General features: G+C 69.9%; 21 protein-coding genes. 11 read left to right on the forward strand and 10 right to left on the reverse strand.

Annotated elements, in window-relative coordinates; translation table 11 throughout:
- The first annotated feature begins 2 nt into the window (after positions 1 to 2).
- The 5 genes from AB0B61_RS31940 to AB0B61_RS31960 all read left to right on the forward strand — a co-directional run bounded on the left by AB0B61_RS31940 (position 3) and on the right by AB0B61_RS31960 (position 5529).
- Positions 3 to 1064, forward strand: a complete 1062-nt coding sequence (locus AB0B61_RS31940; RefSeq protein ID WP_358439685.1) for an ABC transporter substrate-binding protein — start codon at positions 3 to 5, stop codon at positions 1062 to 1064.
- Positions 1051 to 2622 carry a sugar ABC transporter ATP-binding protein gene (locus tag AB0B61_RS31945; RefSeq protein ID WP_358439687.1) on the forward strand — a complete coding sequence of 524 codons (1572 nt, stop codon included), beginning with the start codon at positions 1051 to 1053 and terminating at the stop codon, positions 2620 to 2622. Before AB0B61_RS31940 ends, AB0B61_RS31945 begins: the two co-directional genes overlap by 14 nt.
- A complete protein-coding gene (locus AB0B61_RS31950) occupies positions 2619 to 3581 on the forward strand; it encodes an ABC transporter permease (RefSeq protein WP_358439689.1) in 963 nt (320 codons plus the stop codon). The genes AB0B61_RS31945 and AB0B61_RS31950 overlap by 4 nt, the downstream gene beginning before the upstream one ends.
- Entirely contained in the window at positions 3578 to 4546 is a 969-nt protein-coding gene (locus AB0B61_RS31955; RefSeq protein ID WP_358439691.1) for an ABC transporter permease, read from the forward strand. Before AB0B61_RS31950 ends, AB0B61_RS31955 begins: the two co-directional genes overlap by 4 nt.
- Positions 4547 to 4878: 332 nt before the next feature.
- Entirely contained in the window at positions 4879 to 5529 is a 651-nt protein-coding gene (locus tag AB0B61_RS31960) for a hypothetical protein (protein WP_358439694.1), read from the forward strand.
- Positions 5530 to 5853: 324 nt separating this feature from the next.
- On the opposite strand, the gene AB0B61_RS31965 is transcribed toward AB0B61_RS31960, so the two are convergent.
- Both AB0B61_RS31965 and AB0B61_RS31970 read right to left on the reverse strand, forming a co-directional pair.
- Positions 5854 to 6303 carry a hypothetical protein gene (locus tag AB0B61_RS31965; protein ID WP_358439697.1) on the reverse strand — a complete coding sequence of 150 codons (450 nt, stop codon included), beginning with the start codon at positions 6301 to 6303 and terminating at the stop codon, positions 5854 to 5856.
- A 38-nt stretch (positions 6304 to 6341) separates the two neighbouring features.
- Positions 6342 to 7811, reverse strand: coding sequence for an MFS transporter (locus AB0B61_RS31970; protein WP_358439700.1), 1470 nt, complete (start codon positions 7809 to 7811; stop codon positions 6342 to 6344).
- A gap of 111 nt (positions 7812 to 7922) precedes the next feature.
- Between AB0B61_RS31970 and AB0B61_RS31975 the strand changes: the two genes are divergently transcribed.
- Together AB0B61_RS31975 and AB0B61_RS31980 are read left to right on the forward strand one after the other, a co-directional pair.
- Positions 7923 to 9125, forward strand: a complete 1203-nt coding sequence (locus AB0B61_RS31975; RefSeq protein ID WP_358439702.1) for an Lrp/AsnC family transcriptional regulator — start codon at positions 7923 to 7925, stop codon at positions 9123 to 9125.
- 33 nt (positions 9126 to 9158) lie between these two features.
- Positions 9159 to 11510, forward strand: coding sequence for a protein kinase (locus tag AB0B61_RS31980; protein WP_358439705.1), 2352 nt, complete (start codon positions 9159 to 9161; stop codon positions 11508 to 11510).
- Positions 11511 to 11735: 225 nt separating this feature from the next.
- Here the strand turns inward: AB0B61_RS31980 and AB0B61_RS31985 are convergent, their stop codons facing one another.
- From AB0B61_RS31985 to AB0B61_RS32000, 4 genes are all read right to left on the reverse strand, one after another.
- Entirely contained in the window at positions 11736 to 12650 is a 915-nt protein-coding gene (locus tag AB0B61_RS31985; protein ID WP_358439707.1) for a pirin family protein, read from the reverse strand.
- Between the two features lie 38 nt (positions 12651 to 12688).
- Positions 12689 to 13948 (reverse strand): MFS transporter, encoded by a 1260-nt coding sequence (locus AB0B61_RS31990; RefSeq protein WP_358439710.1) that lies wholly within the window; start codon positions 13946 to 13948, stop codon positions 12689 to 12691.
- Complete coding sequence (locus tag AB0B61_RS31995; RefSeq protein ID WP_358439713.1) at positions 13930 to 15051, reverse strand: MBL fold metallo-hydrolase; 1122 nt, start codon at positions 15049 to 15051, stop codon at positions 13930 to 13932. Before AB0B61_RS31995 ends, AB0B61_RS31990 begins: the two co-directional genes overlap by 19 nt.
- Before the next feature lie 90 nt (positions 15052 to 15141).
- Complete coding sequence (locus AB0B61_RS32000) at positions 15142 to 15930, reverse strand: SDR family oxidoreductase (RefSeq protein ID WP_358439716.1); 789 nt, start codon at positions 15928 to 15930, stop codon at positions 15142 to 15144.
- A gap of 94 nt (positions 15931 to 16024) precedes the next feature.
- Here AB0B61_RS32000 and AB0B61_RS32005 point away from each other — a divergent pair, with 94 nt between their 5' ends.
- A complete protein-coding gene (locus AB0B61_RS32005) occupies positions 16025 to 16603 on the forward strand; it encodes a helix-turn-helix domain-containing protein (RefSeq protein ID WP_358439718.1) in 579 nt (192 codons plus the stop codon).
- Between the two features lie 128 nt (positions 16604 to 16731).
- Here AB0B61_RS32005 and AB0B61_RS32010 read toward each other — a convergent pair whose 3' ends face one another.
- The 3 genes from AB0B61_RS32010 to AB0B61_RS32020 all read right to left on the reverse strand — a co-directional run bounded on the left by AB0B61_RS32010 (position 16732) and on the right by AB0B61_RS32020 (position 19570).
- Entirely contained in the window at positions 16732 to 17970 is a 1239-nt protein-coding gene (locus AB0B61_RS32010; protein ID WP_358439720.1) for an FAD-dependent oxidoreductase, read from the reverse strand.
- Between the two features lie 41 nt (positions 17971 to 18011).
- A complete protein-coding gene (locus AB0B61_RS32015; protein WP_358439723.1) occupies positions 18012 to 18443 on the reverse strand; it encodes a type II toxin-antitoxin system PemK/MazF family toxin in 432 nt (143 codons plus the stop codon).
- 266 nt (positions 18444 to 18709) lie between these two features.
- A complete protein-coding gene (locus tag AB0B61_RS32020; protein WP_358439726.1) occupies positions 18710 to 19570 on the reverse strand; it encodes an AraC family transcriptional regulator in 861 nt (286 codons plus the stop codon).
- A gap of 183 nt (positions 19571 to 19753) precedes the next feature.
- Between AB0B61_RS32020 and AB0B61_RS32025 the strand changes: the two genes are divergently transcribed.
- Positions 19754 to 20113: a VOC family protein gene (locus AB0B61_RS32025; RefSeq protein ID WP_358439729.1), complete on the forward strand. Its 360-nt coding sequence runs from the start codon at positions 19754 to 19756 to the stop codon at positions 20111 to 20113.
- A gap of 4 nt (positions 20114 to 20117) precedes the next feature.
- Positions 20118 to 20534 (forward strand): SRPBCC family protein, encoded by a 417-nt coding sequence (locus AB0B61_RS32030; protein WP_358439731.1) that lies wholly within the window; start codon positions 20118 to 20120, stop codon positions 20532 to 20534.
- Here AB0B61_RS32030 and AB0B61_RS32035 read toward each other — a convergent pair.
- Complete coding sequence (locus AB0B61_RS32035) at positions 20432 to 21556, reverse strand: epoxide hydrolase family protein (protein WP_358439733.1); 1125 nt, start codon at positions 21554 to 21556, stop codon at positions 20432 to 20434. The two genes, AB0B61_RS32030 and AB0B61_RS32035, sit on opposite strands and share 103 nt — an antisense overlap.
- A gap of 50 nt (positions 21557 to 21606) precedes the next feature.
- Here AB0B61_RS32035 and AB0B61_RS32040 point away from each other — a divergent pair, with 50 nt between their 5' ends.
- Positions 21607 to 22545, forward strand: coding sequence for a YafY family protein (locus AB0B61_RS32040; protein ID WP_358439736.1), 939 nt, complete (start codon positions 21607 to 21609; stop codon positions 22543 to 22545).
- The last annotated feature ends 5 nt before the right edge of the window (positions 22546 to 22550 follow it).

A 22550-nucleotide genomic window follows, 5' to 3' on the forward strand; every position in this document is an offset into this window, starting at 1 on the left:
CCATGAATCTCCGGACAGCCTGCCTGGCGCTGGCCGTACTCCTGACCGCCTCGGCCTGCGCCAAGGCGGAGGAGCCGCAGAGCGCGCCCGCCGCCACCAGCACGGCCGGGCAGCAGGTCGTGCAGAGCCCCAGCGGTTCGGCCGGGCCGACGTGCACGCTCGACCAGTTCGGCGGCAAGAAGTTCGACCTCAAGACGGCCACCGTCGGCTTCTCCCAGTCGGAGAAGGAGGCCAACCCGTTCCGCATCGCCGAGACCAAGTCGATCAAGGACGAGGCGGCCAAGCTCGGCATCACCAAACTCAAGGTCACCAACGCCCAGTCGCAGTTCTCCAAGCAGATCACCGACGTGCAGCAGCTCATCGCCCAGGGCGCGCAGCTGCTGGTCATCGCGCCGCTGAACTCCGACGGCTGGGAGCCGGTGCTCCAGCAGGCCGCGGCCAAGAAGGTGCCGATCATCACGGTCGACAGGAAGATCAACGCCAAGGCGTGCAGCGACTACCTGACCTTCATCGGCTCCGACTTCTACGAGCAGGGCAAGCGGGCCGCCGACCGGATGATCGACGCCCTCTCGGCCAAGGGCAAGGTCGCCATCCTGCTCGGCGCGCCCGGCAACAACGTCACCACCGAGCGGACGAACGGGTTCAAGGACCGGATCAAGGAGAAGGCCCCCGGCATCACGATCTCGTTCGAACAGACCGGTGAGTTCGCCCGCGAGAAGGGTCAGCAGGTCACCGAGCAGCTCATCCAATCCAACCCCGACATCAACGGCATCTACGCCGAGAACGACGAGATGGCGCTCGGCGCCGTCACCGCTCTGAAGGGCGCGGGCAAGGAGGCGGGCACCATCAAGATCGTGTCCGTCGACGGCACCCGCAGCGCCGTCCAGGGCATCGCCGACGGCTGGCTGCACGCGGTCATCGAGTCGAACCCCCGCTTCGGGCCGCTCGCCTTCGAGACCGCGCGGAAGTTCCTCGACGGCCAGGCCATCCCCGACAAGGTGATCATCTCCGACCGCGACTACGACACGTCCAACGCCAAGGACTCCCTCGGTGAGGCGTACTGACTTGGAAGCGGTTCTCGAGGCGAAGGGGATCAGCAAGCGCTTCCCCGGCGTACTCGCTCTCGACGGTGTGCATCTCGCCCTCCTCCCCGGCGAGGTGCACGCCCTCGTGGGGGAGAACGGCGCCGGCAAGTCCACCCTGATCAAGGTCTTCACCGGCGTGTACCATCCCGACGGCGGCGAACTGCGCCACCACGGCGCGCCCGCCGCCTTCGGCACGCCGCTCGACGCGCAGCGCGCCGGGATCTCCACCATCTACCAGGAGGTCAACCTCGTCCCGATGATGAGCGTCGCCCGCAACCTGCTGCTCGGCCGCGAGCCCCGCGGCCGATTCGGGGTCATCGACGCCACGAAGATGTACGCCGAAGCCGCCCGCGTCCTGTCCGGCTACGGCGTCGAGACCGACGTCCGGCGGCCGCTGCGGACGCTCGGCATCGGCGCCCAGCAGATGGTCGCCCTGGCCAGGGCCGTGGCCGTCGAAGCCCGCGTGGTCATCATGGACGAGCCCACCTCCTCCCTGGAGCCGCGCGAGGTCGAGACGTTGTTCGGGGTGATCAGGCGGCTGCGCGACGAGGGCATCGCCGTCCTGTACGTCAGCCACCGGCTCGACGAGCTCTACCAGGTGTGCGACCGGGTCACCGTGCTACGCGACGGCCGCGTCGCGCACACCGGGCCGCTGACCGGGCTGGACCGGCTCAAGCTGATCTCGCTCATGCTGGGCCGCGAGCTGAACGAGGTCAAAACGGATGGCCTGACCAGGTTCTCCCGCGACCGCCACCGCGCCGCCGACGGCCAGGAGCCACCGGCCGTCGAGGCGCGCGGCCTCACGCGGCGGCACGTCCTGGACGGGATCGACGTGTCCGTACGGCCCGGCGAGGTGGTGGGTCTCGGCGGCCTGCTCGGCGCCGGCCGTACCGAGACCGCCAAGGCCATCGTCGGCGCGATGCCCCTGGACGGCGGGCAGGTGCTCGTGGCCGGGCTGCCGCTGCGCGGCGGCTCCACCACCGCGGCCATCAGGGCGGGCGTCAGCCTGCTGCCCGAGGACCGCAAGGCCGAAGGCATCGTCCCGACGCTGTCCGTCCGCGAGAACATCGCGCTGGCCGCCCTGCCCGCCTTGGCCAGGGCGGGCGTGGTGTCCGACGCGAAGATCGACCGGATGGTCGAGATCTTCATGCGGCGGCTGCGCATCAAGGCGGCCTCGCCGAACCAGCTCGTGTCGGAGCTGTCCGGCGGCAACCAGCAGAAGGTGCTGCTGGCCCGCTGGCTGGCCGTCCGCCCCAAGGTGCTGCTGCTCGACGAGCCCACCCGCGGCATCGACGTGGGCGCCAAGGCCGAGGTGCAGGCGCTGATCGACGAGCTGGCCGAGGAGGGGCTGGGCGTGCTGCTGATCTCCTCCGACCTGGAGGAACTGGTCGAGGGCGCCGACCGCATCCTGGTGCTGCGCGAGGGCGCGGTCGTCGGGGAGCTGACCGGCGACGAGGTGACCGAGGAGAGGATCATGGCAACGATCGCGGATGACCGCGCGCACCTCGACGGCGACGATCGCGGGGCGGTCCGATGACCGGCACCTCGAAGATGTCGATGGCGGATCTCAAACCGCGGATCTTCGCCTGGGTGCAGGACTACGGCGTGTACGCCGCCGTGCTGGCGCTGCTGCTGTTCAACGTGCTGTTCACGCCGCACTTCCTCGACGCGTCGAACTTCCGCACCCAGTTCGTCCAGGTCACGCCCATCGTGATCGTGTCGCTGGGCATGGCGCTGGTGATCGGCACACAGGGCATCGACCTGTCCGTCGGCTCGGTCATGGCGCTGGCCGCCGCGCTCGTCGCCCTCTACCTGGGGTACGGCGCGCTGCCCGCGCTCATCGTCGCGGTGATCGGCGGTGCGATCGTCGGCGCGGCGGGCGGGGCGCTGGTCGCCTACGTGGGCGTCCAGCCGATCGTGGCCACACTGGCGCTGCTCGTGGGTGTACGCGGTATCGCCAACGTGCTGGTGCCGCAGCTCGTCGAGTTCCGCAACCCGGACCTCATCGCGCTGGGCAGCAGCTCGGTGGCCGGGATCCCGGTCATCGTGCTGATCGCGGCGGCGCTGACGCTGATCGTGCTGTTCGTGGTGCGGCGCACGACGTTCGGCCGTCAGGTCGTGGCGATCGGCGGTAACCGGTCGGCCAGTGAGCTGTCCGGGCTGCCGGTCAAACGGGTGCTGCTGATCGTGTACGTCATCTCCGGGCTGCTCGCCGCGCTGGCCGGGGTGCTGGCGACGGCCCGCCTGCAGGCCAGTGACCCGACGTCGCTCGGCCTGTTCATCGAGCTGTCGGCGATCACCGCCGTCGTGGTCGGCGGCACGCCCCTCACCGGCGGGCGCATCAGGGTGCTCAGCACGGTCATGGGCGCGCTGCTCATGCAACTGCTCGCGGCGACGTTGATCAAGCACAATCTGCCGCAGTCGTGGACCCAGATGGTCCAGGCGGTCATCATCCTGGCCGCCGTCTACGCCACCAGGGAGCGTGCGAACCGATGACCACTGTTTCTTTACGGCGTGAGCAGGTGAGCCGGGTGCTCCAGCAGCACGGGGCGCTCATGGTGCTGGCGCTGCTGGTGATCGTGGGCAGCGTGGCCTTCGACTCCTTCGCCACGGCGGGGAACGCGGCCAGCGTGGTGGTCTCGTCGTCGTTCTTGGCGATCATCGCGATCGGGATGACGTTCGTGATCATCAGCGGCGGGATCGACCTGTCGGTGGGGTCGCTGTTCGTGCTGGGCGGGGTGCTGGCGGCCTACGGGTCCCAGTACGGCCTGCTCGTGGCGCTGGCGCTGCCGCTGGGCGCGTGCGGGGTGGTCGGCTTGCTGCAGGGCTTGGTCATCGCACGCACCGGTATGGCCCCTTTTATCGTGACATTGGCGGGTTTATTGGGTGTGCGGGGGTTGATGCTCGCCATTTCCGGCGAGGGGGCAACCACCTATTTGGTGAAAAATCATGCTTTTGCGTCCCTGGGGCAGGGGGAGTTGTTCGGCCTGACGTACCCCGTGTACATCACCGCGGCGCTGGCACTGATCGCGATGGTGCTGCTGCAACGGACCGGCTTCGGGCAGAACGTCTACGCGATCGGCGGCAACGAGCAGGCGGCGGCGCTCATGGGCGTGCCCGTGGCGCGTACCAAGGTGACCGTGTACGTGATGTCGGCCCTGCTGGCCGGTCTCGCCGGCGCGCTGAACGCGGCACGGCTCTCGTCCGGGGTGACGATCCTGGGCATCGGCCTGGAACTGGACGCGATCGCCGCCGTCGTCATCGGCGGCACCCTGCTGACCGGGGGCGCGGGCGGGATCACCGGGACGGTGGCGGGGGTGCTGCTGCTGGGCGTGATCCAGAGCCTGATCAACCAGGTGGGGAACCTGACGTCGGCCTTTCAGCAGGTGGTCAGCGGGGCGTTCCTGGCGCTGGTGGTGGTGGCGCAGCGGCTGCTGAGCAAGGCGCAGCGGCTGTCTTAGCGGTGGTGTGACTGTTTCGTCGCAGAGGGTCGGTGCCGTGCCCTTTCGAGGCGAGGCAGGTAAACACTGAGGTTTTATTCACCTTTGCTTTCCCTGTCCGGGGAAGTCCTTTTCGGCGTGGCGTCGGGAGGAGTCCGGCGACGACTGTAAGCATCTTTATCGTCACGCTGGGTTGCTCAGCGGGCAGGAATGGGCCGTCTTCCGGCCAATGGGTTAGCCGCGACCGCTGGCCGCGCTCCAAAAGAAACGGTACCTCTATGTTCACGCACACTTCGAGAGCCGACGCCACAGGCACACCGACCCGTCCGGCGAGGCGGCGGGCAAGACGACGGATGACGCTGGCCGTGGCAGCGCCCCTGTCCGTGGCCCTTGCCGGCATCACGACCATCCCGGCCAACGCCGATCCGGTGCCGGACCATCGGTTCCACCACCGCCATTTCCATCAGTTCCACAAGACGGTCCTGACCGATAGCGGGAATGGCTGCGAGCCGGGAACCTTCGTCAGGGCTCACTCTCTGCGGCCGCACAACTTCTTCGTTCCCCGCACCAGGTACACCGATGGTCCCGGCGGCTCGATGACCGTCTCGGTCCACCACGAGTATGAAGTGCTCGCGTTCGTGGAGGCCGACAAGATCAAGACCAGATCGGTCACCGACTCGGTCGCCAAGACGATCGGCAGCACGGTCACCACCGAGGACATTCTCCGCGCGCTCACCAGGGAGGTCACTCCACACCTCGAGAAGAGGCACATGATCTTCACGGGGCACGACTACACGCAGACAATCAGCGACGGCAAGTACGGAAACATGTGGTACCGCGTCTTCGGTTACCGCATCGGCTGGGGTCAGTGGGCCCGGCTCCACAACTGTGCCGAGGTCAGAATCGCCACGGGTATCGCCGACATTCCATCGAGAATCGAAGGCTGGCGCTACTGGGAGACCGACCACCCGATTTTCCGCGGCCACAAGCTTTCCGACAAGTAAGGGCCGAGCCGCCCGGGGCCTCCTGGCCCCGGGCGTCAGAAGGCGAAGTCGGCTATCCGTTCTTCCTCTCCCCGAAGGTAGCTATGACGGGCCGTCTTCCTGGGCTCCCCGGGGGGGTATTCCTCCATGGGGCCCGTGTCGCGACGAGCCGTCTTCTCCTCCTCCGGAGGAGGTATCCCTTCAGGGGGCCTGTGCCACGACGGGCCGTCTTCTTTCTGTCTCCCGAAGGGGCATTCCGCTAAAAGGACCCCAGCTGCCACGGACCGTCACGAGCATCGGGACGGTCGTGTGGCGAACTGCCCGGGAGCCATCGTGGTCGCCGCACTAGTTGTGCTGGGGCTCTTCGGCGGGGAGGGGGATGCCGAAGTGGGCGAACAGCGTCTCGAACATCCGAGTGTGCTTGGCCAGCGTCTGACCGTGCTCGGCCAGCGTCTGACCGTGCTCGGCCAGTATCTGGGTGTGCCCAGCCAGTATCTGGGTGTGCCCAGCCAGTATCTGGGTGTGCCCAGCTAGCGTCTCACTGTGCCCGCCCACCACCGCGGCGAGCTCGTTGAACCTCTCGTCCAGCTTGTCGAACTTCTCGTCCAGCTTGTCGAACTTCTTGTCCAGTACGTCGATTTTCTGCGTGTGCGTACGCTGGACCTTCAGGATCTCGTCCTGAGTCAGAAGGATCTTGGAGACCTCTGAGCCGATGACCTTGATGTCTTCTCGCTGGTTGTCCGAGCGCTCTTCGAGGCGCGTTACCCGGATCTCCAGCTCCTGGAGGGTTGTCATGCCGAAAATACTAACGGTGATCAATACATCGCGCTGCGTCACAAGTCGAGATCGAGGAGAGCTTCTTTACTCCCGGGATGAAGATCCTGTAACCGGGGCCCGGCCGCCCTCATGAGCGCGGCGGAGAGGAAGCTCGCCACGAGCAAGCCGCCCGCGACGCCGCAGGTCACCTGGACCGCGCCACCAGGCGAGCCGGACATGGAGCCGTCGAGGTAGACGCTGCCCAGGACGGCGACGCCGAGCGTGGCGCCGAGTTGCTGGACGGCGTTGAGCAGGCCGGCGGCTGAGCCGATCTCTTGAGGTTTGAGCGGTTTCAGCGCGGCGGTGAAGAACGACGGGGTGAACATCCCGACGCCGAGGCCCGCGACTCCCAGGGCGCCGAGCAGCGGCGTGGGATAGGTCATGGGGGCGGCCGCGTGGTACACGGCGATGGCGGCCACTATGCCCACCCCCAGAGTGGCGAGTCCGGCGAACATCACCCGGCGCCCGTAGCGAGGAACCAGATACGCGCCCGCGACCCACGACGACACCGCCAGGCACACCGACCAAGGCGCCATGCTCAGGCCCGCGGTGCGCGCGTCGGAGCCCACTCCCAGTTGCAGGTGCAGAACCACGACGAACATCAGCCCGGTCGTCATCGCGAAGAACAGAGCGGACGTCACCAGCGCGGCCGGGAAGGCGCGGTGCGTGAACAGGCTGGTCTCCACCAGCGAACTGCGGCCGAGCCCGGCTCTCCGTCGCTGCTGCAGGCCGAAGCCGAAGACGGCCGCCAGGCCGATGCCGATGGCCATCCAGCTTCCCGTCGACAGGTGCGCCGTGCCGGCCCCGATCAGGGGGTAGACGATCAGCGCGGTGCCGAGCATCGCCAGTGCGGTGCCCGCGGGGTCGAGACTCGGCCGCCGCGGCGCGTGGTCCTCGATCAGGACCGGCGCGACGGCCAGCACGGCGATGCAGAGCGGGACGTTGACCAGGAACGCCGACCGCCATGACGAGCCGAACAGGTCGGCCTGGGTCAGCACGCCACCGAGAATGGGCCCGCAGACAGCGGCCAGACCCATGACGGGGCCGATACTGCCCAAGGCCTTGGACATCTCCTCGCCGTCGAACATGGCGCGGATCAGGCCGATGGTCTGCGGAATGATCGCCGCGGCCGCGCCGCCTTGCACGACGCGGAAGCAGATCAGCATGCCGACCGAGTCCGCCAGGGCGCAGGCCAGCGACGCGCCCAGGAACGCCGCCACACCGATCCGAAAGACCAGCCGCCGACCGGCGATGTCACCCAGCCGACCCCCGGTGATCAGCAGCAGGGCGAAGGGCAAGGTGTACGCCGCGCTGAACCACTGCATGTCCGACGCCGACCCGCCCAGGTCGGCCCGGATCGCTGGTGTGGCGACCTGCACGATCGTCGAGTCCAGCAGATTCATGGCCTCGGCCAGCAGCAACGCCGCCAGCGCCACCCACCGCCACCGATAAGCCGCCCTTGGGGGCGATGACACACGTACCGACATCCCACGTTCCTCTCCAACTCCGCGAACCCACGCCGTCGACGGGCGGGATCCCAGCGTGAAGAGGTCGGGCCAGCTGTTCCATCTGGAACGTAGTGTTGGAGACTATCTTCCGTGTCCGACGGTTTTCTGCGGGAAATGCTCACACTCGACGATGTGGATCGAGGGCTGATCCACGCCCTCAGCATTGACGGGCGAGCACCTTTCGGTCGTATCGCCGAGGTACTCGGCACCTCGGGGCAGACCGTGGCCCGCCGTTATCGGCGACTGCGCGCCGAGGCCGCGCTGCGCGTGGTCGGGCTGCCCAATCCGGACCGGGCAGGCCAGACCCAGTGGTTGATCCGGCTCACCGCCACCCCGTCCACCGTGCGCGATCTTTCGCATTCGCTGGCCCGGCGCGCCGACACCTCTTGGGTCAAACTGGCCTCCGGAGGCACGGAGATCTTCGCCGTCATCCACGCGCCGACCGGCGCGCAGGCCGTACCCTCGCTGTTGCTGCACGACATCCCCCGAAGGGCCGGCATCACCGCGGTCTCCGCCCACTGCCTGCTGCACACCTACCTGGGCGGGCCGACCGGGTGGCGAGGCCGCCTCGAGACCCTCACCGACCAGCAGCAACAGCGGCTCGCACAGGCCCGCGACACAGATTCACCGGCCCGCCGACCATCACCGACCCATCAGTCAGCCCACCCGCCATCGTCGACCCGTCAGTCGGCCCGCCAGCCATCTCCGACGGATCGGCAGACCGATCAGTCGATCGATCAGCTGGCCGGTCAGTCGGCCGGTCGGTGGGGTCAGCCAGCCGATCGGCCGCCGCTGGCGCGCGCCGATCACGACCTGATCGACGCTTTGCGCCATGACGGCCGGGCCACGCACGCCGACCTCGCCGTGGCCACCGGGGTGTCCCAAGCCACCGTCGCCCGCCGTCTGGCCGAACTTCGCGCCAACGGAACGATCTTCTTCGATGTCGAGGTCGCCCCCGCCGTCCTCGGGGCCACCACCCAAGCCCTGCTCTGGATGTCCGTCCAGCCAGGACACCTCGACCGCGTCGCGACCACTCTGGCCGGTCACCGCGAACTCGCCCTGGTCGCCGCCACCACCGGCCGGACCAACCTGCTGGCCAACGCGCTCTGCCGCAGCCCCGCCGATCTGCACGATTACCTCACCCATCGGCTGGGTGGCCTCGACGCCATCCACACACTCGAAACGGCCCCCGTCCTGCACACCGTCAAGGCCGCGGGCCCACTGATCCCGATGGGTACACGCGCACCGTCGTCCATGCGTACTGACACGAAATTTCCGGACAGAGCTAGTTAAGTCATTCGCAAGAAGCACGCCCATAATTTGGTCATGCCGTCGATGAGTGAGCTGAGAGCAGGAGATCCCGCCGGTCTCGGAGGTTATGAGATCCGCGGACGGCTGGGAGAAGGCGGACAAGGCGTCGTATATCTGGGCGTCGACGAGCAGGGCGACCAGGCCGCCATCAAGTGGTTACGCCCGAACCTGGCGGGCGACGTGGTCGCGGCCGAGCGGTTCGCGCGGGAGGCGGCCGTGGCGCAGCGAGTGGCGCCGTTCTGCACCGCGAAGGTGCTGGCGACCGGGGTGCACGAGGAGCGGCCGTTCATTGTCAGCGAGTACGTCGATGGGCCGCCGCTGCGGCAGGTGGTGACCGAGGAGGGGCCGCGCGCGGACGCCGCCCTGTACCGGCTGGCCATCGGGAGCGTCACCGCACTGGCCGCCATCCACCAGGCGGGCATCGTGCACCGCGACTTCAGCCCGAACAACGTGCTGCTCGCCGGCGAAGGTCCCCGGGTGATCGACTTCGGCATCGCCAAGGCGCTCGACGCCACCTCGACGATCACCTCCACCCCGGTGGGCACGCCCGCGTTCATGGCGCCGGAGCAGGTTCTGGGGCATGCGGTGGGGCCGGCCGCGGACATGTTCGCGTGGGGGAGCACCATCGTGTTCGCCGCCACCGGGGTCGGGCCGTTCGAGGCGGAGTCGGTGCCGCAGATCGTCGACCAGGTGCTCTACAACGAGCCCGATCTGTCCTCGCTGACCGGGCCGCTGCGCGAACTCGTGGCCGCCTGCCTGTCCAAGGACCCCCTCCGGCGGCCCACCGCCGAGCAGGTGATCATGCGGCTGCTGGAGCACCCCACGTCGAATCCCGCGGAGTTGGAGCAGGCGGCCGCCGTGGTCAGCGGCTCCCCGTCCCACCCCTCGGCTCCGCCTCAGTCCTCGCCCAGCCCCTCGGCTCCGCCTCAGCCTCCATTCCCATCCCAGCCTCCGTCCCAGCCGGGGTCGGGGTTCCCCATGCAGCCCCCATATGGACAGCCCTCATACGGTCAGCCTCCGTACGGGCAGTCGGGGCCGTACCCCGAGGGACCGCAACCGCAGTCGGGGCCGTACCCCCAGGGGTCGCAACCGCAGGCGGCGTACCCGTACGGGCCACCACCCCAAGGTCCGATCCCACAGGGCTCGTCTCCGCAGGGCCCGCCACTACAAGGTCCGCAAGTACAAGGGTCGCAAGCACAGTCGGGGCCGCACCAGCAGTCGCCGTGGGTCCCCCCGGCCGCGCAGGGGCAGTCGCCGCAGTACGGCTCCGGCCCGCAGATGCCGCCACCCCGATCGGGTGGCAAGAAGAGCTATGTGGTGGCGGCGATCGCCGCGGCCGTGGCCATCGTCGCGACCATCGCCGTGGTGGCCGTCGCGCTGACCAACCTGCCCGGCCCGCCGACCCCGACCTCCTCCCCGAGCGCGGAAGGCACGGCCACATCCGCGGCTCCGGCGGTCGTTCCCACCGCGAACCTGGTCACCTCAACGCTTCCCGGTACGGACACGGTCATCTACGAGAATCCGGGCGACGCCGTCAGGCTCACCACCTACATGGTCCGCGACGCCAAGACCCAGAACTGGATCTACTACGCCCGCGACTCGCTGGCCGGACCTTTCACGAAATATCCGAACATGTGGGAGAGCATGCTGTCGCCCAACGGCCGGTACCTGGCCCAGCGCGGCAAGACCTTCGCCGAAGGCTACGACAGCGTGAAGATCACCGACAAGGTGTCGGGTGAGGCGTTCACGGTCAAGACCTCGCGCCAGCCGCTCAGCGCGTACGTGCAGGGCTGGTCGCGTGACAGCGGCCGCCTGCTGTTCAACGTCGGCAACCCGGTGAAGGGCGTCTGGCAGTCGACCGGGTTCGCCATCGTGACCCTCGCCACCAGGCAGGCCACGGTCGCCTCGCTCCGGGAGGGCTCGCTGCACGGCATCCGTTACGGCTTCGACCAGGCCGATACGGGCGTGGTGGCCCTGTCCAACGACGCCAAGCAGCAGGCGCTGCGCTTCTTCGACGTGAACGGGCTGCGACTGCGCCGGATCCCGAACGTGGGCCCGGGTATCGCCGAGTCGCTGTTCTCGCCATCGGGCAAGCAGTTCGTCACCAACTGCCCCGGCCTGGGCAGCGGCAACAACTGCGTCTACGACACCCAGACCGGCGCCGAGCTGAAGCGCTTCGAATCGCCCTGCACCGGCCTGGCCACCTGGTACGACGACAGCCACCTGGTCTGCTGGGTCAGGCCCGACGCGAGCGCGGAGAAGCAGCAGATACAGGTGGTCGATTTCACGGGTACCGCGGTGCGCCTGCTGGCCGAGATACCGACGAACAGCACGAACATGGACGTGATCTACACCTTCCCGCACTGAAACCAGCCCCGTTTCCGCGCGTAACGGAAACTAGCCCTATTTTCCGTACGTCACCGGAACCAGCCCTGTTTTCGCACGTCACGGAAACCAGTCCGGTTTCCGTACATCACCGGATCCAGGCCTGTTTTCCGCGCGTCACTGTTTCCGAGCTGCACCGATGACATCAAGTGCGGGATCAGCCATAGCGGCTGACCTGCGGCAAAGCGGTATGTGCGGAAACCGGGACTAGCGGACGCGACCCCTGGGCCGCAGCCGGGTGCCCGGCAGGACGGGCGCGGGGAGCGGACCGCCGTCGAACCCCTCGACGGTGCCGAACCCCTCGCCCTCCATCCACTCCTTGCGGAACGCGACGATCTCGTCGTGGTCGCGGCCGACGAAGTTCCACCACATCACGATCTCCTCGCTGAACGGCTCGCCGCCGATCAGCAGCACCCGCCCGTGCCCGCTCAACCGCAACAGGTTGCGGCCCGGCGGCAGATAGAGCAGCGGTCCCGCCTCCAGCGGCTCGACCTCCCCGTCGAGCAGCAGCACCCCATGCTCGAAGCCGGGGTCGAGCGGCACCTCGGCGCTCCCTTCGACGGCCACCTCGGCGCCTACCAGGGGGCTGTAGGTGGTCGCGGGCGAGGTCACGCCGCCGAGCGACCCCATGATCACCGTGGCGTCGAACCCGGGGCCGGACCTTACGGGCAGTGACGCGTGGTGCTCGAACCCGGGCCCGGTCCGCCGGTCCGTGCCGGGCAGCGCCACCCACAGCTGAACACCGTGCAGCAGCGTCTCGAGCGACTCCTCCGAGTGGGAGATGCCGCGTCCGGCGGTCATCAGGTTCAGCTGGCCGGGGCGTACCGCCTGGAGACTGCCGACACTGTCGCGATGCAGCACCTCGCCGGCGAGCAGCCAGCTCACGGTCTGCAGGCCGGTGTGCGGATGCGGAGGCACTCGCATCACCGCCACCTCGGGGCCGTAGGCGTCCACGAAGCACCACGCGCCGATCATGCGGCGGTGCGCGTTGGGCAGTGTCCTGCTCACCGACATGCCGCGCGGGCCGCCCAAGGGCACCGCGCGCCCGGCGAGCAACTCGGTCTCACCACCGCTCTCGGCTCCGCAGCGGATCTCGTTGGGGTCCTGCTCCAGGTTGCTCACGTTATGAACTGTACGACTGCAGTGAACGACGGCATGGATCAGTTCTCGGCGGGTGCGGGCGTGGAGGCGCGGCGGCGGACCAGGAGCGACTGCGCGATGCCCACCACGACGACCGCGAGCGGGAAGACGGTGCCGACCAGCAGCCCGGCGCGGAGCCCGGAGCCATCGCCGAGCAAGCCTCCTTGGGTGACGAGCAGGTCTCCTTGGGCGACGGCGCCCGCCAGCCACGGACCCGCCGCTGCCCCCGCGTCGCCGAACATCGCCAGGACCCCGAACATCGCGGTCCCGCCCAACGGGAAGCGGGCGGCCGTCAGGCTGAACGTCCCCGGCCACATCAGGCTGACCGCCAGCCCGCACAGCGCACACCCGACCAGGCTGAGCACCGGGTCCCGGGCCAGGGCGGCGGTGAGGTAGCAGGCGGTGGCCAGCGCGCCGCAGGCGATCACGGCCGGCAGCAGGGGGATCCGGCTACCCCAGAGACCGTAGGCGATCCGGCCGAGCCCCATGAGCACCGCGAACAGACACGGTCCCGCGAGGTCCCCCCACACCTTGGTCACACCCAGCCCCTCCTCGGCGAAGAGCGAGGACCACTGCGACATGGTCAGCTCGGCCGCGCCCGCGCAGAGCATCAGCAGCAGGGCGGCCGCGAAGAACGGGGTCCGCAGCAGCGCCCCGAGCCCGGTTCGGTGCTCGTCGGGCACCGTCGCGGGCAGCGGGACCCGCAGGAAGAGCACGAGGCCGGCCAGTGGTACGAGCGCCCACAGCAGCGGCAGCGCCTGCCAGGCCGCGTCGCCGATCCAGGCCAGGACCAGGGTCGTGCCCAGTACGACGGCGACCTGGCCCCAGCAGTAGAAGGAGTGCAACAGGCTCATCCTGGCGGCCCGGTGCTCAGCCGGTGCGGGGAGGGCGTCCACCACCGGGCTGACCAGGACCTCCAGCAGACCGCCGCCGATCCCGTAGACCACCACCGCCACGGCCAGCCCCGCGTATGGCGACGGCAGCGCCGACGGGGCGACCGCCAGCAGCGTCAGCCCGGCCACGCTGAACACGTGCGCCAGCACCAGGGGCACCCGGTAGCCCGTCCGGTCCACCACCTTGACCGCGATCAGGTCGGTGACGAGCTGGGTGGCGAAGTTGAGCAGGACCAGGCGGCCCAGCATCTCGTACGGCACCTGGTAGCGCGTCTGGAAGACGATGAACAGCAGTGGCGCCAGGTTGTTGACGATGGCCTGGGTGACATATCCGGCGTAGCAGGCCCGCCGGGTGTGGTCGAAGGTGGTCAGCCCAGGGTCTCCCACCAGCCGTCGACGGCCGGAGCGCCGTCGGTGTCCACGGCCTCTCCGGGGCGCGGCACCACGATCTCGACGTCGCGGGCCTTCGCCTCGCGCCACAGCCGCTCCACCGGCTCCGCCCACGGGTGCAGCGCCAACGTGAACGTCGCCCAGTGCACCGGCAACAACAGCCTGCCGCCCAGGTCGAGATGGGCGTTGACCGCCTCTTCCGGGTTCATGTGGATGTCGGGCCAGGAAGGGCTGTAGGCGCCGATCGGCATCAGCGTCAGGTCGAACGGGCCGTGTGCCGACCCGATGCCCCGGTAACCCTCGAAGTAGCCGGAGTCGCCCGCGTAGAAGACCCGCTTGCTCGCTCCGGCCACCACCCAGGAGCCCCACAGCGTGTCGTTGCGGGTGAGCACGCGGCCGGAGAAATGGCGGGCGGCCGTCGCGATGAAGCGCAGCCCGGCCACCTCGGCCTCCTCGTTCCAGTCGAGCTCGATGATGCGGTAGGCGGGCACGCCCCACCGCTCCAGGTGGGCGCCGATGCCCAGCGGCACCAGGAACGGCGCCTTCTGCGTCGCGGTGAGCGAGCGCACGGTCCCCATGTCGAGGTGGTCGTAGTGGTCATGCGAGATCGCGATCGCGTCGACCTGCGGCAAGCGGTTCAGCGGGATGGGCACCGGGTGGTGCCGCTTCGGCCCGACAAGCTGCGACGGCGACGGCCGCCTGCTCCACACCGGGTCGAACAGCACCCGGCGCCCCTCGATCTCCACCAGCGTGGAGGCATGGCCGTACCAGATCGCTCGCAGCCCGGTCGGCGACGGGTCGCCGGTCGGCGGGACGCGCAGCGGAACGGGGCCGGACGGGCGGCGCTGATCCCTGTCCTTGGACATCTCGCGCAGCAGACCCGCAGGAGGCGCGGACATCATGGTGGTGGGTTCCGGCATCGGGTTGTAGAAGGCGCCGTCCTTGAACTGCGGCGAGCGCCGCACCCTGGCCGCCCGGTCCGGTCCCGACGTCAAAGGCCGCACACCCAGCTCGGCGGGTACGTCGCGCAGGGCCCAGCCCGCCGCGGCCAAGGCCGCCCCGCCTACGAGAATCCGTCGTATCGTCCGCAGTCTCGCCATCGCTCACACTCCCCTGAAAGTCGGTCCACACCACTCAACTGATCGCGATATCTCCGATGTTCCCGATTTGGACGATATATCGCGATAGATTCAGACCGTCTTGATCGCGCCGCCGTCGATGACGTAGTCGGCGCCGTTGACGCTCGCGGCGTGCGGTGAGGCCAGATAGGTCACCAGGGCGGCGACCTCCCCGGGAGCGACGAACCTACCCGTCGTCATCCCCGCGCTCGACGGCAGTCCCGCCAGGAGTTGGTCGTGCTCCAGGCCCATCTTGGCCGCGAGCGCCGCACCGTAACCGTTGGGGTCCTCCCACATCGAGGTGCGGCAGGCGCCGGGGGAGACGGTGTTGACCCGCACCCCCTGCGGCCCGAACTCCTCGGCCAGCGCCTTGCCGAACGCGGTCAGCGCGGCCTTGGCCGTGGTGTAGGTGATCGGCCCGGCGTGCGGCATGCGGGCGCCGTTGGAGGAGATGTTGACCACGGTCCCGCCCCGGCGCAGCAGGCTGGGCAGGGCGGCCCTGGTGGCGCGGACGGCACTGAGGAAGTTGAGATCGTGGGTCTGGTGCCAGTGCTCCTCGGTGAAGCCCAGGAACCCGTCCAGCTGTCCCTCGCCACCGTCGCCGCCGCCCACGTTGTTGACCAGCAGGTCGATCTCGCCCAACTCGGCCAGGGCGGTGTCGATGAGCTGGGCCGGGCCTTCGGCGCTGGACAGGTCGGCCGCGATCGCCGTCGCGCCGGTCTCCTTCAGCTCGGGCGAGATCGTCCGCGAACCGGCCACGACCCGCATCCCCTCCGCTCGCAGCGCGGCGACGATGGCGAGACCGAGGCCCCTGCTGGCGCCGGTGACGACAGCGGTCTTGCCGGTGAGTCGCATGTCCATGGTGACGCGTACCTCCGTAAGTGCATCGCTGATGATGCCAGGAACTTAGCACTTGCAACATCAGTGTTGCAACTCTGGAGTGTATGGTTGCACTGTGGAAGCGAGTCAGCAGGGGCGCGCGCTGCGTTCCGACGCCGAACGGACCGTACGCACGATCCTCGAGGCGGCCGAGCGCGTGCTCAGCAAGAATCCGTCGGCCAGCATGGAGCAGATCGCTGAGGCGGCCGGGGTCGCCCGCACGACCGTGCATCGGCGTTTCGCGTCCCGTGACGCCCTGGTCAGCGCGATGGAGGGGTGGGCGTCGCGACAGTTCGCGGCGGCGGTCGACTCCGCCAACCCCGAGACCACGCCGCCGCTGGTCGCGCTCTACCAGGTCACGGCCAGCGTGCTGCGGGTGAAGATCGATTGGGGATACGCGATGAGCCGCGCGTCGTCGGATCCCGAGGTGGCCCGCGTGCACTCAGAGGTCGAGGACAGGTGCGAGCGGCTGTTCCTCAAGGCGCAGGCCACCGGCCTGCTGCGGGCCGACGTGGATCCGGCGTGGGCCAGGCGCGTCTACTACGCGCTGATCCACGAGGCCGCGCAGAGCCAGGGCGACGACGCCGACACCCTGGCCACGCTCCTGGTCGACACCCTGCTGCGTGGTGTGGGCACCGATCGGGGCTTGGGCTAGCCGTCCCGCTGGGCGATGTCAGCACCGATGGAGGTCTGGTCGACACTCTGCTACGCGTGCGGGCATCGATTGGGGCTTGGGTTAGTCGTCCTGCCCGCCGTCCAGGGGCCGGACGTCGATGGGCGGGCTCAGGCGGGGATGTGCGCGTACGGGCTGATGTCGATGGGTGGGGTCTCGTCCAGTGCGAGCGCGGCGGCGATCTGGCCGGTGAACGGGCCGGCCGTCAGGCCGTACGCGCCCAGGCCCGTCGCCACCACCACCCGCTCGGTGAGCCGGTCGATGAGCGCCGTGCCCGCCCCGTACACCGGACGCAGGCCCACCCTCGTCTCCACCACCCTCGCGCCGTCCAGACCGGGCGCCAGTCGCAGGCCCGCCGCCAGCACCTCGTGGACGCCGCCGAGAGTGACGTACGGCGAGAACCCGGCGTCCTCCACGGTCGCGCCGACCACCAGGCGCGAGCCGGGGAACCCCAGCAGGTACGGCCCGCTCCGGGGCAGCACGATCGGCCAGGAGGCGGTGTCCAACCCGTCGAGGGCGGCATGCACGATCTGCCCCCGCCTGGGGAACACCGGGATCTCCACCCCCAGTCCTCGGCAAACCTCCCCGCTCCAGGCCCCGGCGGCCACGATCACCACATCCGCCGCCACCCGGACCCCCGCCTCCTCGCCTGGCGACTTGAGCCCGCTGCTCGGTGCTCCCGCCCCCTCAGTCGGGGACTCAAGCCCGCTACCCGGCATCCCCGCCTCCCCGACCTGCGCCTCCGTGCTCGGCTCCGGGCCGGGCGCGCCAGTGGCGGTGTGGAGGAGCAGATCGCGTTCGGGTGCGGTGTGGAGGAGCACGCCGCCGTCGGGGGTGAGGGTCGCGGTGCCCGTACGGAGGTCGGCGCCTTGGCGGACGGCGGCGCGGAGGAGGGCGTCACGTACCGCCTGACCGTCCACCCGAGCGGCCCCCGGCACGTGGATCGCGCTCAGACCCTCCCTGAGCGGCGGGAACAGTGCCGACGGAGCCGCCACATCCGTGATGTCGCCCATTTCGGGTGCCTGCGGACGGCGGCGCAGCAGGAGGGCGCGTACCGGATCCAGTTCGGCCGGGTCCGGGGCCACCAGCAGCGCCCCCACTCGCGCGTACCCGATGTCCTCGCCCAGCGCCGACACCAGATCCGGGTAGCGGCGGGCCCCCTCACGAGCCAGGGCGTACCAGGCGTCGTCGTCGGCATGGTCCACCCACGGGCACACGATCCCCGCGCCGGCCTGCGTCGCCCGCCCGCTGAAAGCCCCGTCCACCACCGTCACGGACACCCCGCGCCCGCTCAGGTGCCAGGCCGCCGCCGCTCCGACGATCCCGCTTCCGATCACCGCAACACGCATGTGCCCATGATCTCAGCCAGCGGGACGCCGAACGAAGCGGGTCAGCCGCCGGCGGTCCAGCCGTACGTCTTCATGAGGTGGCTCGCCACGCGGGCGAACCGGGTACCGTCGAGCACCGCGCCCTCACGCCTGATGTCGTCCTCGTCCAGGGCGAACACGCGGTCCAGCCGCAGGTAGGACGTCTTGCCGTCGCGCCCCCACACGCCGACCTCCAGCCAGTCGGGGCCGTCGTCGCCCTGACTGGACAGCATCATGCCCAGCAGCCTGCGGCCGGTACGGCCCACGATCAGCAGCGGCCGGTCCTTGCCGCGCTCCGGGTCCTCCTCGTAGGGCACCCACGCCCAGACGATCTCGCCGGGGTCGGCCAGTCCGTCGAGGTCGGGGGAGTAGGACAGGGTCGCCGCCTGGCTGAGCGAGTGGATCTCCCGCACCGCACCGCGGGCGGGCCGGGGGTCCTCACCTGAATCACGCACGCGAGGGAGCTTACGCCACCGGGCCGTCGTTGATCGAATCCGGTGCGGCTATCCGGGCACGCCACGATATGTCGGCAAACAGGAGGCGGCGATCGTGGTCAGATCCGCGAGGCATGCGCGAAAGTCCTGCTGCGGGTCCAGCGTGCCGCGGGAGCGAGCGCCACAGATCTGGTCGCACGCGCAGTGCGAGCGCACACGTCGACGGGGACCGGGACCGCGACGGGGATTGGGACGGAGCGGGGACCGTGACATCCACACGTCAACGGTCATGGCCTGGGCTCTCCGTCGGCGGTCCTGGAGGGGCGAGCAGGCGACGGTCCTGGAGGGGCGAGCAGGCGGCGGAGTGCCGCGGGGGTGCGCCCGGCGTGGCGGCGGACCGTGCGGGTCAGATGGGCCTGATCGGCGAATCCCAGCTCGGCGGCCAGTAGCGCCAGGTTCGCCGCGCCGCCCTCCAGGTGGTCGAGGGCCCGCCCCACGCGCACCCGGTTGCGGTAGTGGGTCAGGGATATGCCGAGCTCCCGGGTGAAGGCCCGGCTCAGCTGGTACGGCGAGACGGCCAGGAACTCCGCCAGCGGCAGGAGCCCGTCGGCGGCGGGATGGCCGGCGGCGATGGCCTCCCGGGCACCCTCCACGATCACCTCCGAGCTCGCCGGAGTCCGGCCGCGCCGCACCGGCATGGGAGTGAGCTGGGCGAGGGCGGTGGAGAGGAGGGGCAGCAGGGCTTCGGCGAGCTCGAATGCCGTGTCGCCGGTGCGGGCGGCGGCCAGGAAGTGGCGGTGCGCCAGGTCGAGGCGGGCGTCCACATAGATCGTGGAGCGGGAGGGCGCCGTGTTGTCGCCCGCGAGCGAACGCCACAGGTCCGGTGTCACGCACAGGGACGTGCACACGTCGCCACCCCCCGGATGTGCGAAATGCTCCTCCTCGCCAGGAATGCCGAGATAGGCCATCGTCGGATCGACCACGGCGGCCCGGCCGTCGGCCTTGCGGCGGAAGCGGCCGCGGCGCACCAGCACCACCCGGTAGTCGGAGCTCGTTTCGGGCGGTGACCATCTGCGGTGATCGTCGTGGCAGGTCACCGCGTCGAGGGTGAACCCGGACCCGGTGCCAAGACGGACTGCTGAACGCACCTGCCGAACCCTACGCTTCGGCTACGACATTCCTGGCGCCGTCGCGCCGTCGCGCCGTCGCGCCGTCGCGCCGTCGCGCCGTCGTGACGGCGCGCGGGTGCCGTGGCCGCCAGTCCACGAACGCCCAGCGTTGGCGCAAGGATGTTCAAGACCCGGACCCCCGCCCCGCCCCACCCTGGACCCATGACAACCACCATCACGGTCGCCACCGTGATCTTCGACTGCCAGAACCCGGCCGCCCTTGCCGACTTCTACGCCAAGGCCACCGGCGGCCGGATCAGCCACAGCGACGACGGCTTCGCCACCGTCGAGGGTGGCCCCGTCGGGCTGGCGTTCCAGCGGGTCAACGGCTACCGGAGCCCCGGCTGGCCCGACGACGCCAAGCACGTACACCTCGACCTCCAGGTGGCCGACGTCGAGATCGCCGTCAAGGAGCTGGTCGGGCTCGGTGCCGCCGTACCGGAGTTCCAGCCGGGTGGCGCTGACTGGACCGTGCTCACCGACCCTGAGGGCCACCCGTTCTGTGTCGCGGCAGGTGGCTGACCTCATGGCCGTCATTCACAAGGAGGCGCTGCTCGACGTCCCCGCCGAGCGGGTGTGGGCGGTTCTGCGCGAGGTCGGCCGGGTTGATCGGCTCGCACCCGGGTTCGTGCTCGAGTGCCACATGGAGGGCGATGTCAGGATCGTCACGTTCTTCAACGGAGCCGTCGCCCACGAGCTCATCGTGGACGTCGACGACGAGGCCCGTCGCATCGCCTACGCCATAGTCGACAGCCCGCTCGGGCTGCGGCACCACAACGCGTCCTCGACGGTGATGGACGAGGGCGACGGCCGTTCGCGGTTCGTCTGGCACGCGGATCTCTACCCTGAGGAGGCGGTGCCCGTCGTCGCCGAGTTCATGGATCGGGGGCTGAGCGCCATGAAGAACTCCCTGATGTCCTCGGCGAGCAGCGCCGGCGCCTGAAGCGCGGCGTAGTGGCCGCCGGCGGGGAACTCCGACCAGCGCACCACGTTGTGCGCGACCTCGGCGTAGCGCCGCACCGCGCTGTCACCGGGGAAGACCGCCACGGCGGTCGGTGTTCTGCCCGGCTCGGCGGGTGGCTCCCAGGCTGAGGCGCCCTCGCGGTAGAGGCGCGCGGAGGAGCCCGCCGTGTCCGTGAGCCAGTAGATCGTCACGTTGGTCAGGATGTCGTCGCGCGACAGGCCGCCGATGTCCTGGCCCCAGGAGGCGTAGGCGTCGAGGTTCCAGGCGAGCTGGCCGGTCGGCGAGTCGGCCAGGCCGTAGGCCAGGGTCTGCGGCCTGGTCCCCTGGATCATGGCGTACCCGGAGTAGTGGCGGTGCCAGCGCTCCACCCCCTTGGCCCGCTCCACCTCGGCCGCGCTCAGCCCGGCCTGGTCGTCGTTGACGATCGTCGTGAGCGCGTTCAGGTGCACGCCCACGACGTGGTCGGGGTCGAGCCTGGCCACCTCCGGGGAGATCAGCGAGCCGAAGTCGCCGCCCTGCGTGCCGTACCGCGCATAACCGAGCCTGCTCATCAGCTCCGCCCAGGCGGCGGCGACGCGCCGTACGCCCCAGCCGGTCCGCGCCGTCGGTCCCGAGAAGGCGAAGCCGGGGATCGACGGGATGACCAGGTGGAAGTCGCGGCTGAGGGATTCGGCGACGCGCGCGAAGTCGGCGAACGTGCTGGGCCAGCCGTGCGTCAGCAGCAGCGGCAGCGCGTCCTCGCGGGGGGAACGCAGGTGCGCGAAGTGCACGCGCTGCCCGTCGATCACGGTCGTGTACTGCGGAAGGGCGTTCAGCCGGGCCTCGTGCGCACGCCAGGAATAGCCGTCGAGCCAGTAATCGGCCAGCTCGCGGACCGCTTCCGGAGGTACGCCGTACGACCAGCCCACACCCTCCAGCGCGTCGGGCCAGCGCGTACGGCGCAGCCGCTCCGCCAGATCGGTCAACTCGGTCTGCGGGACATCGATCACGAATTTCTCCATGTCGCCAAGCTAGGCGGCATTGCGGCCAGGATCAGGACACAATTGCCCTCATGTTGGACACTTCCGCCAGGTTGCTCCGCCTGCTGTCCCTGCTGCAGGCGCGGCGCGACTGGCCCAGCGCCGACCTGGCCGAACGGCTCGGCGTCGCGGTCAGGACCGTGCGCCGCGACGTCGAGCGGCTGCGCGGCCTCGGTTATCCGGTCCACTCCACGCCGGGTGTCTCCGGCGGCTACCGGCTGGGCGCGGGCGCCGAACTGCCGCCGCTGCTGCTGGACGACGACGAGGCCGTGGCCGTCGCGGTGGGCCTGCGTACGGCTGCGGGCGGCACGGTGACGGGCATCGAGGAGTCGTCCCTGCGCGCGCTGGCCAAGCTGGAGCAGGTGCTGCCCGCCCGGCTGCGGCACCGGGTCAACGCGCTGCAGACCCACACCGTGCCGATCACCCCCGACGGTCCGACGGTCGCCGCCGAGGTGCTGACCGCCGTGGCCGCCGCCTGCCGCGACCACGAGCAGCTCCGCTTCGACTACACCGGCCGCGACGGCGTCACGACGGAGCGCGAGGCCGAGCCGGTCACCCTGGTCAACTGGTCGCGCCGCTGGTACCTGGTCGGCTGGGACGTCGACCGGCGCGACTGGCGCACCTACCGCGCCGACCGCCTGCGCCCGCGCACGCCGAACGGTCCCCGCTTCACGCCGCGCGAGCTTCCGGGGGGCGACGTCGCCGCCTGGGTCGAGCGCCGGCTGGGCCACGACATGTGGCCGATCCAGGCCCGCGTCCTGCTGTACGCCCCGGCCGATCAGGTCGCGGGCCGTACGGCGGGCGTCGTCGAGCCGGTCGGCGAGGACACCTGCGTGCTCACCCTGCGCGGCGACGACCTGCATCTGATCGCCGTGGTCGTGGCCTTCCTCGACCTCGACTTCGAGGTGCTGGAGCCGGTCGAGCTCAAGGAACGGCTGCGCGGGCTCGGACGGCGCCTCACCACCCTCTAGAATCT

It is taken from the genome of Nonomuraea sp. NPDC049158 (genome assembly GCF_040648335.1).
In the GTDB taxonomy this organism is placed as follows: domain Bacteria; phylum Actinomycetota; class Actinomycetes; order Streptosporangiales; family Streptosporangiaceae; genus Nonomuraea.